Source organism: Brevundimonas sp. TWP2-1, from assembly GCF_049897645.1.
Lineage (GTDB): Bacteria > Pseudomonadota > Alphaproteobacteria > Caulobacterales > Caulobacteraceae > Brevundimonas.
Genome location: NZ_JAFCWR010000001.1, coordinates 1,811,500 through 1,823,601, shown reverse-complemented (window position 1 = coordinate 1,823,601; position 12,102 = coordinate 1,811,500). Strand labels below are relative to the sequence as shown.

Annotated in this window: 11 protein-coding genes; 5 read left to right on the top strand and 6 right to left on the bottom strand. The window is 67.2% G+C overall.

Going from position 1 to position 12,102, the window contains the following annotated elements; genetic code table 11:
- Positions 1 to 200: 200 nt before the first annotated feature.
- Positions 201 to 1,496: a cation:proton antiporter gene (locus tag ACP7BH_RS09015; RefSeq protein WP_425981882.1), complete on the top strand. Its 1,296-nt coding sequence runs from the start codon at positions 201 to 203 to the stop codon at positions 1,494 to 1,496.
- A 16-nt stretch (positions 1,497 to 1,512) separates the two neighbouring features.
- Here the strand turns inward: ACP7BH_RS09015 and ACP7BH_RS09010 are convergent, their stop codons facing one another.
- From ACP7BH_RS09010 to ftsY, 3 genes are all read right to left on the bottom strand, one after another.
- Complete coding sequence (locus ACP7BH_RS09010; RefSeq protein ID WP_425981884.1) at positions 1,513 to 2,127, bottom strand: MarR family winged helix-turn-helix transcriptional regulator; 615 nt, start codon at positions 2,125 to 2,127, stop codon at positions 1,513 to 1,515.
- Between the two features lie 94 nt (positions 2,128 to 2,221).
- Positions 2,222 to 2,842 (bottom strand): inner membrane-spanning protein YciB, encoded by a 621-nt coding sequence (locus tag ACP7BH_RS09005; protein WP_409716839.1) that lies wholly within the window; start codon positions 2,840 to 2,842, stop codon positions 2,222 to 2,224.
- Position 2,843: 1 nt separating this feature from the next.
- Positions 2,844 to 3,779 (bottom strand): signal recognition particle-docking protein FtsY, encoded by a 936-nt coding sequence (gene ftsY, locus ACP7BH_RS09000; RefSeq protein WP_425981886.1) that lies wholly within the window; start codon positions 3,777 to 3,779, stop codon positions 2,844 to 2,846.
- 192 nt (positions 3,780 to 3,971) lie between these two features.
- Between ftsY and ACP7BH_RS08995 the strand changes: the two genes are divergently transcribed.
- Both ACP7BH_RS08995 and ACP7BH_RS08990 read left to right on the top strand, forming a co-directional pair.
- Positions 3,972 to 4,922: an alpha/beta fold hydrolase gene (locus ACP7BH_RS08995; RefSeq protein ID WP_425981889.1), complete on the top strand. Its 951-nt coding sequence runs from the start codon at positions 3,972 to 3,974 to the stop codon at positions 4,920 to 4,922.
- 106 nt (positions 4,923 to 5,028) lie between these two features.
- Entirely contained in the window at positions 5,029 to 7,125 is a 2,097-nt protein-coding gene (locus ACP7BH_RS08990) for a PBP1A family penicillin-binding protein (protein WP_425981891.1), read from the top strand.
- Positions 7,126 to 7,168: 43 nt separating this feature from the next.
- Here ACP7BH_RS08990 and ACP7BH_RS08985 read toward each other — a convergent pair whose 3' ends face one another.
- The 3 genes from ACP7BH_RS08985 to ACP7BH_RS08975 form a co-directional block, all read right to left on the bottom strand.
- Positions 7,169 to 7,888, bottom strand: coding sequence for a M48 family metallopeptidase (locus ACP7BH_RS08985; RefSeq protein WP_425981894.1), 720 nt, complete (start codon positions 7,886 to 7,888; stop codon positions 7,169 to 7,171).
- Complete coding sequence (locus ACP7BH_RS08980) at positions 7,854 to 9,134, bottom strand: polyhydroxyalkanoate depolymerase (protein WP_425981896.1); 1,281 nt, start codon at positions 9,132 to 9,134, stop codon at positions 7,854 to 7,856. Before ACP7BH_RS08980 ends, ACP7BH_RS08985 begins: the two co-directional genes overlap by 35 nt.
- Positions 9,135 to 9,232: 98 nt before the next feature.
- Positions 9,233 to 9,856, bottom strand: a complete 624-nt coding sequence (locus tag ACP7BH_RS08975) for an SCO family protein (protein WP_425981899.1) — start codon at positions 9,854 to 9,856, stop codon at positions 9,233 to 9,235.
- A gap of 65 nt (positions 9,857 to 9,921) precedes the next feature.
- Between ACP7BH_RS08975 and ACP7BH_RS08970 the strand changes: the two genes are divergently transcribed.
- Both ACP7BH_RS08970 and ACP7BH_RS08965 read left to right on the top strand, forming a co-directional pair.
- A complete protein-coding gene (locus ACP7BH_RS08970) occupies positions 9,922 to 11,370 on the top strand; it encodes an ActS/PrrB/RegB family redox-sensitive histidine kinase (protein WP_425981902.1) in 1,449 nt (482 codons plus the stop codon).
- Positions 11,371 to 11,457: 87 nt separating this feature from the next.
- Complete coding sequence (locus tag ACP7BH_RS08965; RefSeq protein ID WP_135194551.1) at positions 11,458 to 12,012, top strand: ActR/PrrA/RegA family redox response regulator transcription factor; 555 nt, start codon at positions 11,458 to 11,460, stop codon at positions 12,010 to 12,012.
- Positions 12,013 to 12,102 lie beyond the last annotated feature (90 nt).

Sequence of the window (12,102 nt, the reverse complement as noted above, 5' to 3'; positions counted from 1 at the left end):
ACATGCCTATGGTCGGGGTGGAAAGCAGACGAGGCTGTGGAGCCCTGCGGCGGCCGCTTTAGGCAGCGCAGAAGGGTCGTTTGCATCGGCGGTGGAGGATTGGCGGCCTCTCTCTGATGACGCTATTGCGCGGCGTCAGCGACCTTCTGTGCGCTGTCGCATTAGGCAAGCACGGTCTCGTTGACGGCCCCCGGAGAGCCATGCCCGATCCCTATATCCTGATGCTGTTCGTGGTGGGGGCGCTGGTCGCTCTGGTGGCGTGGTTGCCGCTGGTGTTCCGGCGTGCGCCACTGTCGCTGCCGATCGTTTGCGTGATCCTCGGGGCCGTGATCTTCGCCCTGCCGCAGGTGGGGTTCGATCCGCTGCCTCAGACCTATCCCGACATCACCGAGCGTCTGACCGAGTTCGTGGTGATCATCGCGCTGATGGGGGCCGGTCTGAAGATCGACAGGATTTTCAACCTGCGGCGCTGGGGGGTGACCTGGCGACTGCTGGGCGTGACCATGATGCTGTCGATCGCGGCGATCGTGATCCTGGGCTGGACGGTGCTGGGGCTTGGGCTGGCCGGGGCGATCCTGCTCGCCGGGACGCTGGCCCCGACCGATCCGGTTCTGGCCTCCGACATCCAGGTGGGCGCGCCGCGCGAAGGGCGAGAAGACGAGGTTCGGTTCGGCCTGACGTCTGAGGCAGGGCTGAACGACGGGCTGGCGTTTCCGTTTGTGAACCTGGCCATCGCCCTGGCGCTGGTGGCGTCGGGCCAGAAAACCGAATGGTTCGTGGAATGGCTGACCGTCAGCGTGCTGTGGGAGATCGGCGCGGGGCTTGGTATCGGCTGGGCGATCGGCTGGCTGTTCGGGTGGCTGACCTTTGCAATCCCGGTCCGCTCGCGGCTTGCGGCGACACGCGACGGCTTCATCGTTTTGGCGGCGACCTTCATCTCCTATTCGGTGACGGAGATGCTGCACTGCTACGGGTTTCTGGCGGTCTTCATCACGGCGCTGGCGTTCCGGCACGCCGACCGGGACCACGATTTCCACGCCCAGATGCACGACTTCATCGAGCAGATCGAACGCATGGCGATGATGGTGGTGCTGGTCCTCTTTGGAGGAGCGCTGGTGTCGGGTCTGCTGGCGCCGCTGAGACCGGTCGATGCGGCGGTGGCGGCTGTGATCGTGCTGGTCGTGCGACCGCTGACCGGGATGATCGGCTTGATCGGTTGGAAGCGACCTCTGCGCGAGAAGCTGATCCTGGGCTTCTTCGGCATCCGCGGCGTGGGGTCGTTCTACTATCTGGCCTATGGGCTGAACGCCGCGCCGTTCGAGGGCGGCGACCGCCTATGGGCCATCGTCGGTCTGATCTGCCTGATGTCGATCCTGCTGCATGGGATCACCGTCACGCCCGTCATGCGGTGGTTCGACCGCAGCCAGGGTCGCGATCCGGATGCCGATGCGGATGGGCCAGAGGCCGAGACGTCAGGGCGCGGCGCTTCAGCGTAAGGCCCAAACCCCAGTCTTAGGCCGTCTCGACGATCTGGAGCTTGGGCTTCTTGACCTTGGCGGGTTTGGCCGGGCGGTCGGCCTTTTTGGCGGCTTTCTCGGCCTTCTTGGCTTCTTTTTCGACCGCCTTCAGCGCCTTCTTGGCGGCCTTGGCCTCGGCCTTGGCGGCGTCGGGGGCGGCGTCGGCGGCGGCGGCCAGCTCGGCCAGCTGAGCCAGGAAGGTTTCGCGCTGGCCCTTGGGCAGCAGGGCCATGATCCGCTTGTCGGCGGCCTCGACCAGCGGACGGGCGGCCTCCAGGCGGGCGGCCCCTTGCGTCGACAGACGGACCGCCTTGGCGCGGGCGTCCAGCGTCGAACGCTCCCGCTCCAGCAGGCCCTTGGCCGTCATGCGGGTGACCAGGTCGGCCAGGGTCGAGCGGTCGATGCCGGTCATGCGCACCAGTTCGGTCTGGGTCAGACCGGCCTTGATCGACACCGCCTCAAGCACCGCAAACTGGCGCTGGGTCAGGCCGTCGGCGCCGGTTTCCTCGGCATAGATATCGAGCGCGAGCTGAAGCGCGCGGTGCATCAGGTGGCTGGGCGAGGTCGCTAGGGGACCGACCTTCTTTATCGCTTTTCCAGCCTTCACCATCGCACCGCTCCCTCAAGTTTCGTCCGAACACGTATCAGCTATGCTTTACGATTTGACGGGAAAAGCGCGTCGGTTCCGTGACAGTTCGTCGGACCTACAGCCCCGTATCGGGCGAGACGGGGGCGGGTTCCTCGTCCTTGATCATGTGTTTCATGATGAAGAAGACCTGCCAGACGCCGAAGACGGCCGAGGCGATCCACAGGCCGCCGCGGAAAGCCACCCATGTGTCGTCCGACTGGGTGCGCCAGACGATCTCGTTGACGATGCAGACGGCTGCGAAATAGAGGCCGTAGCGCAGGGTCAGGCCGCGCCAGCCCAGGTCGGTGATCTTGATCGCGTCGCCCAGCAGATATTTGAACGGGTAACGGCCCATCGGCAGCGAACCCAGCAGCACGACCGCCAGAAGACCGTTCTGGATCGACAGCTTGATCTTCAACAGGTTCGGGTCGTGGAACACGATGGTCAGCACCCCGAAGATCAGGGCGAAGCCGCCCGTCAGCAGGGGCAGGGGCGCCAGGCGCCGTTCCACCGCATAGCCGACGATCAGCGCGATGGCCGAGGCCCCGACCAGCACCCAGGTCGCCTGGACCAGCGCCTCCTGCCCGTCCAGGCCGCGCGCGAAGCGGTTGACGGCGTAGGCGGCCATGAAGGCGACCAAGGCGCCGAAATCGACGGCCTGGCGGATGTTGGAGGCCTTGCGAGGTGTCTCGGTCATGTTAGTCTTCCAGTCCCACCAGCGAGCGGGAGAAGGCGCGCGCGTCGAACGGTTGCAGGTCCTCGACGCTTTCGCCCACGCCGATCAGCATCAGGGGGGCGTCCGACGCCTGGGCCACAGGCACCAGCACCCCGCCGCGCGCCGTGCCGTCCAGCTTGGTCATGACGATGCCGGTGACGAAGGCGGTGCGGCCGAAGATCTGTTCCTGGGCCAGAGCGTTCCTGCCCACCGTGGCGTCCAGCACCAGCAGGGTGTCGTGCGGCGCCTCGGGATCGATCTTCTTCAGCACCCGCACGATCTTCAGCAGTTCGTCCATCAGGGCGGACTTGTTCTGCAATCGCCCGGCCGTGTCGATCAGGACGACGTCGAAGCCCTCGGCCTTGGCCTTGGTATAGGCGTCGAAGGCCAGGCCGGCCGCGTCGGCGCCGTCGCGGCGGCTCTCGAAATGGGCGCCGGCGCGTTCGGACCAGACCTTGAGCTGTTCACGTGCGGCGGCGCGGAAGGTGTCGCCGGCGACGATCATCACCTTGGCTCCCTTTCCCGTCAGGTCGTCGGCGATCTTGCCCAGGGTCGTGGTCTTGCCCGAGCCGTTCACCCCGACGAACAGGACGACATAGGGTTTGGGTCCGCTCAGCGGATCGAAGGTCGCTTGGCGCGGCGACAGCTCGGCGGCGACGGCCTCGGCCAGCGCCTCCTTGACCTCATGCTCCTGGGCGTCCTTGCCGAACTTTAGGCTGCGGAAGCGTTCGACGATGCGGGCGGAGGCGGCCGGGCCGAGGTCGCTTTCCAGCAGATGCTCTTCCAACTGCTCCAGAGAGGCCTCGGACAGGGGTTCCTTGACGAAGGTGGCGACGACCTGATCGGTCATCTGTTTGGAGGAGCGCGAGAGCCCAGCGGACAGGCGCTGGAACCAGCCCTTTTTCGGCGTGTCGGTCATGGGATGGCTTTAGCGGGGGCGAAGGCGAACGTCATCCGCATTCGCATGATCGCGTAGAGTGAGAAGACGTTTCGGCCCCGAAACGAAAAAAAGAGGAGCGCGCAAGGCCGCCGTCGCCTTCCCCTGTCTGTCTCGGCGGGGTTATGTCTTGTTCGAAGAACGCCGCTCAGGTCGTCCAAGGGAAGTTTCGCCATGCTCCGCATCCTCGCCATCGCCGCCGCCATGCTGGGCGCGCCGGCTATCGTCTCGGCCCAGGACGGGCACGGGACGCACCCCGAACACGGGCACAGCCATGCGGCCTTCGTCTCCGACCGCATCCATGTTCGCGTCGATGGCGACACGGACGGTCGCGACATCATCCTGATCCCCGGCCTCAGCTCGTCGCCCGAGATCTGGCAGGGGACGGTGGACCATCTGACGGCGCAGGACGGCGTGGGCTGGCGCGTTCACCGCATCCACGTCCAGGGCTTCGCCGGCGCGCCGGCCGAGGGCAATGCGCAAGGCGCGACGCCGACGCCCGTCGCCGCCCCGGTCGCCGAGGAGATCGCCCGCTACATTCGCGAGAATGGGCTGATCAAGCCGGCCGTGGTCGGACATTCGATGGGCGGGACCATCGGCCTGATGCTGGCCGCGCGCCATCCCGACAGCGTGGACAAGCTGATGGTCGTGGACATGATCCCCTTCATGGGCGCGATGTTCGGCGCGCCCGGCGCGACGGCCGAGAGCGTTACCCCCGTCGCCGACCAGATCTGGGCCGCCCAATCCACCAGCCCGCGCGAGGCCTATGTCGCCCAGGCCACGGCCAGCATCAACGGCATGATCAACACCGAGAGCCGCCGCGCCGAGGCGTTGGAGGACATGCGGACCAGCGACCAGAAGGTTTCCGCCGCCGCCTTCCGCGAGCTGGTCACCACCGACCTGCGTCCCGAGCTGTCGAAGATCACCGCCCCGACCGAGGTGCTGTACGTCAAGTTCAACGATGCGCGCATGACGCCCCAGATCACCGACGCCATCTATCAGGCCTCGTTCGCCAATCTGAAAGGCGTCGAACTGAAGCGCATCGACGACAGCGCCCACTTCATCATGTTCGACCAGCCCCAGGTCTTCTACGCCGACCTGGACGCCTTTCTTTCGGCGAAATAGCCGCTCACGATCCCGTGAAGTCGGTGGGACCGTTTCGGCGGTCGTTCATACGCGATACACAGCCTCTGAACGAAAACCCGCCCAGGGCGGCATCTGAAGGATAGTCATGGCGGGTCCAGTTAACGCGGGCGGACAACAGGCGCAGGGCAGGCCCCGCCGGTCGGCCTGGCAACGGCTGTTCTACTGGAGCGCGGTGCTTGCGGTCTGGGGGCTGATCTTCCTGGTCGTCTTCTTCGCCGTCTTCGCGCGGGGCCTGCCGGATACGTCGAGCCTGTATCAGGTCGATCGCCAGCCCTCGATCACCTATCTGGACCGCAACGGCGCCCTGATCGCGACCCGAGGCACGCAGATGGCGCCGCCCGCCGATCTCGACAGCCTGCCCGACTATGTGCCGGCGGCCTTCATCGCCATCGAGGATCGCCGCTTCTACAACCACCCCGGCTTCGACCCGATCGGCATGGCTCGCGCCATGGTGACGAACATGCGCGCCGGCCGCGTGGTTCAGGGCGGTTCGACCCTGACGCAGCAACTGGCCAAGAACCTGTTCCTGACGCCCGACCAGAACATGCGCCGTAAGGTGCAGGAGCTGATGCTGGCCGTCTGGCTGGAGATGAAATTCTCCAAGCAGGAGATCCTGGCCCTGTATCTGAACCGGGTCTATTTCGGCGCCGGCGCCTACGGCATCGAGGCCGCCTCGCAACGCTATTTCGACAAGTCGGCCAAGAACCTGACCGTGGGCGAGGCCGCGCTGCTGGCCGGTCTGCTGAAGGCGCCGTCGCGCTATTCGCCGGTGTCCGAGAGCGAGCGCGCCGCCGCCCGCGCCACCGTCGTGCTGAACGAGATGGAAGAGGCCGGCGTCATCACCGCCGCCCAGCGCGAACAGGCCGTGACCCAGCCGGTCATCGTTTCGCGGACGCTTGCGACCCAGCACGCCCAGTATTTCATCGACTGGCTGGACAAGTCGATCCGCAGCCTGGTCGGCGAACCGACCGAAGACATGGTGGTCGAGACGACGCTGGACCTGACGCTGCAGACCTCGGCCGAGCGGTCGGTGCGCCGCATCCTGGACCGGGACGAAGGCAAGGGCGTACAGCAGGCGGCTCTGGTCGCGCTGGACGGCGACGGCCGGGTGCGCGCCATGATCGGCGGCGCCTCCTATGCCGACAGCCAGTTCAACCGCGCCGTCGATGCGAAACGCCAGGCGGGTTCGGCCTTCAAACCCTTCGTCTATCTGGCGGCGGTCGAGGCCGGCTATACGCCCCAGACCCCGGTGGTCGATCAGCCGATCACCATCGGCAACTGGTCGCCCCGCAACTATTCCGGCACCTTCAGCGGCAACATGACCCTGGCTCAGGCCGTGGCCCAGTCCACCAATACGGTCGCCGCCTATGTCGCCGATCAGGTCGGCCGCGACAGCGTGGCCCGCGCCGCGCGCCGCCTGGGCATCGAAAGCCGCATCGGGCTGGAGCCGGCCATGGCCCTGGGCGCGGTGGAGGTCTCGCCGCTGGAGATGGCCACCGCCTATGACGCCTTCGCCAACGGCGGCCGCCGCGTGGACGCCTATGGCATCAGCCGCATCCGCACGCCCCAGGGCCGCGTCATCTATCAGCGCCAGTCGGGTCAGAGCGGCCAGGCGATCAACAATCCGTCGCTGTATTACATGAACCAGATGCTTCGGGGCGTGGTCTCCAGCGGTTCGGGCCGTTCGGCGGCGATTTCGGGCCGCGACCTGGCGGGCAAGACCGGCACGACCTCGGACTACAAGGACGCCTGGTTCGTCGGCTACACCGGCGGCTTCGTCACCGCCGTCTGGGTGGGCAAGGACGACAACACCGCCATGCGCGGCGTGACCGGCGGATCGTCGCCCGCCGCGATCTGGAAGGGCTTCATGGAGGCGGCCCTGCCGCGCCTGAACGCCCCGCGCATCCCCGACGGCCCGGCCATGCCCGAGGGCTGGGTCGCGCCCGACCCGGTCGGCGACCTGATGAGCGGCCTGGACCAGAACGGCCTGCCGGTGGAGCCGGTCGATTCTCTACTGGGCCAACCCTATGTCGAAGACCCGCAGGCGCCGATCCAGCAGCCGTCCTCCAACCAGCCGATGATGCGTCCAAATGCGCCTCAGCCGGCGCCGCGCGACACGCCGGACCAGCAGCCGGAAGGCCGCCAGCCGCCTGAACGCAGGGGCGACGCCCTGTTCTTCTGACATCCGTCTCCTCCCCATTTCATGGGGAGGAGACGCTGGGAACCTACCGCCCCACGGCGTGCAGGGCGCCGCCGTAATCCTTCAGCCATTTGCGCCACGGCCTGTGATCCCCGACCAGACGTTCGACCACGGACCAATAGGCCGGGCTGTGGTCGGCGTGGACCAGATGGGCGACCTCGTGGGCGGCGAGGTAGTCGATGACCGGGGGCGGGGCCATGATGACGCGCCAGGAATAGCGGATGGTGCGGTTGTGCGGGCTGCACGAGCCCCAGCGCGACCGGGTGTCGGCAATCGACATCTTCACCGGCTTTTGCCCCAGGGCGCGCAGGTGGTGGTCGGTGCGTTCCAGCAGGGTGTCGCGCGCCTCGCGCTTCAGCAGGTTCTCGATCCGACGGGCATAGGCCTCGCCCTCGCCGCCCGAACGGATGATCGTGCCTTCCTCGACCAGGCGTGCGGCCCCTGCGCCGGGCACGGCCTCCAGCCGCACGGGACGGCCGCGCAGGGAAATGACCTGGCCCGGCTCCAGCGGCCGACCCTTGGGTCGCACCGCCAGCCGTTGGCTGATCCAGACGGCCTTGGTCCGGGCGAAGGCGACGGCCTGAATCAGGCCGCGCTCGGTAGGGGCGATGACCACGGCCTCGCCGGCCCGCGCGTCGATCCGCACCGACAGGCGCCGGGCGCGGGGATTGACGGACAGTCTCAGGACGGGACCAGGCCCGCCCCCTTCGTCAAGCGGCAGCCGCTGATCGTTGCGGTACGCCACCGACGGCCTCGTTCTTGGCGATGAAATCGCGGACGCGGGGGTAGATCTCGTCACGGAAGCGACGGCCGTTGAACACGCCGTAGTGGCCCACGCCCGGCTGGACATAGAGCACGCGGCGATCCTCAGGGATGTTGGGGCACAGGCCATGGGCCGCCTGGGTCTGGCCGACGCCGGAAATGTCGTCCTTCTCGCCCTCGACCGTCATCAGGCCGATGTCGGTGATCTTGGACAGATCGACCTTGCGCCCGCGATGTTCCAAGAGGCCGCGCGCCAGCAGATGCTGCTGGAAGACGATGTCGATGGTCTGGAGATAGAACTCCTCGGTCAGGTCCAGCACCGACAGATATTCGTCGTAGAACTCCTCGTGCTTGTCGACCCCGTCGCCGTCGCCGTCGATCAGGCTGTTGAAATAGTCCCAGTGCGCATCGCGGTGGCGCGCCTCGTTCATCGACATGAAGCTGTAGAGCTGGACGAAGCCCGGATAGACGCGCCGACCGAACCCCGAATAGGGCAGGGGCACGGTGTGGATCATATTGGACTTGAACCAGGTGAAGGGCTTTTCCTCCGCCAGCTGGTTGGTCACGGTCGGCGACAGGCGCGCGTCGATGGGCGAGCCCATGAAGGTCATGGACAGGGGCCGGTTCTCGTCGCCGTCCTCGGCCATCACGGCTCCGGCGGCCAGAACCGGCGGGCCGGGCTGGCACACGCCGACGACGTGGGCGCGCCCGCCGATCTCGGCCAGCATCATGCGGACGTGGTCGATATAGTCGAAGAAGTCGAACCGCCCTTCCAGCATCGGCACCTGCCGCGCATTGACCCAGTCGGTGACATAGACGTCGTGGTCCTGAAGGAAGCCTTCGACCGTGCCGCGCAACAGGGTGGCGTAGTGACCCGACAGCGGCGCCACGATCAGGACGGCGGGCGCAGCGACGGGTTTGCCCGCCCGCTTCAGGTCGCCGATGTTGCGCGCGAAACGGACCAGGCGGCACCACGGGCTCTGCCAGATCACCTGTTCGGTGGTGCGGACGGTCTTGCCGCCGATTTCCAGGGTTTCCAGCTTCCAGTCCGGCTTGCCGTAGCGCCGCGTGACGCTCTCGAACAGTTCGGCCGAGGCATAGGCCGTGCGCCCGATGGCGGTGTCCGCCGCCAGATTGAACGGCGAGGTCCAGAAGTTCCGGGCCATCTGGGCGCCGACCCGGAACGGCAGGGCCGATTGGTAGGCGAGTTCATGAAATGCGTAGAGCATGACGATCCGTTACGGCCCATCGCCGTTTGTGCAGGGCAACATATAATGCATCACCCTGCAAAAGGATTATGGGATCGTCCTTATCCGGCGCGTTTCCTTCAGCCCCGCGCGATGGCGTCCTCGATGATCTTGGTCGTCTTGTCCGGCCCCATCCCATATGCGACGGCAGTGCGGAACTTGCCGTCCGGTCCCATCAGATAGACCGTCAGCGAGTGGTTCATCGTATAGGCCTCGCCCTCACCGACCTTCTCGTAGAAGGCGCGGTAGGCCTTGGCCGCCGTCGCCACCTGTTCCGGCGTGCCCGTCAGACCAATGGTCCCCTTGGGAAAGCCGTCGGACGAGAGATAGTCTTTCAGCGCCTGGGGCGTGTCGCGCTGGGGATCGACGCTGACGAAGACGATCTGCAGATCCTCGGCCTTGTCGCCCAGCCGCTGCTGCACGACGGCCATTTCCGCCAGGGTCGTGGGGCAGAACTCGGGACAGTAGGTGAAGCCGAAGAAGACCAGGCTCCACTTGCCGTTCATCATCGTCTGATCGACCGGCTGTCCGTCCTGGTTCACCAGTTTGAAGTCGCCGCCGACCAGGGGCTGGCCGGTCGATGTGATCTCGGCGCCGTTCGAGGTCGGGGCGCGTCCGCTGACCACCACCACGGTGATGATGGCCAGGGCCACGGCGATGGCGATACAGGCGCCCGCGAACAGCAGGATGGAACGACGCGGCATGACGGCCTCTCACGAAACGGATGTGATCGGTCTATAGAAGCGGTGTGACCTCGACAGAAGCCCGCATGGCGCCGCACGACGCATCATCCCCCCAACGTCTGGCTTCCGAGCCGCTAGACGGGTGGGGCGATGCGCCGCGTCGGGGGCGCGGGTTTTCGCTGCGGACTCTGATCGTGCTGCGCTGGCTGACCATCATGGGGCAGAGCGCGGCGATCCTGACGGCGCATCAGGGGCTTCACTTCCCCCTGCCGCTCTGGCCCTGCCTGATCGTCATCGCCATCAGCGCGGCGGTGAACGTGGGGGCCATGGCGCGGGTGCGTCGGCTGGAGGCTAGCCTGCCGGACGGGCGCCTGACGGCGATCCATCTGGGCTTCGACATCTTCCAGCTGGGGATTCTGTTGGGTTTGACCGGCGGTCTGGAGAACCCCTTCTGCCTCTTGCTGGTCGCGCCCGTGACAATCGCGGCGGCGGCCCTGCCGGGGCGCCAGGCCCTGATGCTGGGTCTGCTGGCCCTGATCGCGGTCGGGGTGCTGTTCTTCTGGTCCGAGCCGCTGCCGTGGCGCCCGCACGAGAACTTCCACCTGCCGACCCTGTATCGGCTGGGCATGGCGATGGCCCTGGTGACCGGGGTGGTCTTCACCGCAGGCTACGCCTGGCGGGTGGCGGCCGATGCGGAGAAGCTGGAACTGGCCCTGGCCACGACCCAGGACGTGTTGCAACGCGAACAACGGCTGGCGGCCTTGGGCGGGCTGGCGGCGGCGGCGGCGCACGAGCTGGGCACGCCGCTGGCGACCATTCAGGTCGTGGCCAAGGAGCTTCAGCGCGCCTCGCCCCCCGACAGCGACGCGGCCGAGGACGCCGCCCTGATCCTGCAACAGGCCGAACGGTGCCGGGGCATACTGACCCAGCTGTCGCAACAGCCGGAGGGCGACGACGCCCTCTATGCCGACGTGTCGTTGAAGGCCCTGCTGGAAGAGGTGGTGGAGCCCCACCGCGGCTTCGACCTGGCGTTCGAGGTGCTGGTGAAGACCCCGCCGGGCCAGCCCGCGCCGCGCGTGCGCCGCCTCCCCGAGGTGGTCCACGGCCTGTCCACCCTGGTCGAGAACGCCGCCGACTTCGCTGCGACCACCGTGCGGGTCCAGGCCGTGGTCGACGCCGGCTGGATCGAGATCGACATACTGGATGACGGCCCCGGCTTCGCCAGCGACATCCTGCCCCGCCTTGGCGAGCCCTATGTGACCAGTCGGCCCCAGGGCAAGGCCCGCCAGGCCCTGGCCGCCCAGATCGCCGCCGCCGCTCGCCCGTCCAAACGCCGCCCGACAGCCGAAACGCCCATCGCCCCCAGCCAGGGCGGCATGGGCCTTGGCTTCTTCATCGCCCGCACTCTTCTGGAACGCACCGGCGGCTCGGTCAGCGTGGGCCAGGGGCTTGCTCAGTCCGAGGCTAAGGGGGCGTCACGCGGCGCCCGCGTGGCCGTGCGCTGGGCGCGACCGGCGCTGGAGGTCGCGGCATGACCGGATTAGGTCTTAGCGTCGCAGGCGGAACCTTGGCCTTGACCCACACGCTACCCGTCCCGACTTGAAGCGGCAGGAGAGAAACGCATGTCCGAACTAGAAGCCCGCATCGCCGCCCTGCCCGACAAGTCCCTGCTGCTGCTGGACGACGACCAAGCCCTGCGCACCCGCATGGGCCGCGCGCTGGAGGCGCGCGGCTTTCAGGTGACGACCGCCGAGTCCGTCGCCGAGGCCACGCAGTTGCTGCGCGACAAGGCTCCTGCCTTCGCCGTGCTCGACATGCGGCTGGAGGACGGCAACGGCCTGAAGGTCGTCGAGGCCGTGCGCGAAAAGCGCGAGGACGCCCGCATCGTCATGCTGACCGGTTACGGCGCCATCGCCACGGCGGTCGCGGCGGTCAAGGCCGGCGCCGTCGATTATCTGTCCAAACCCGCCGACGCTGACGACGTGGTCAAGGCCTTGCTGGCGACCGGCGATTCTCCCGAGCCGCCCGAAAATCCCATGAGCGCCGACCGGGTTCGCTGGGAGCATATCCAGCGCGTCTACGAGCTGTGCGACCACAATGTCTCGGAAACCGCCCGCCGCCTGGGCATGCACCGCCGCACCCTGCAACGCATCCTCGCCAAGCGCGCGCCGCGGTAGGGGGCAAGCCTTAATCCGTCACCCTCGGGCTTGTCCCGAGGGCCCACGGTAGGTTCGAACACGGTGGTTGGACAACTGGTTCGGCCATCG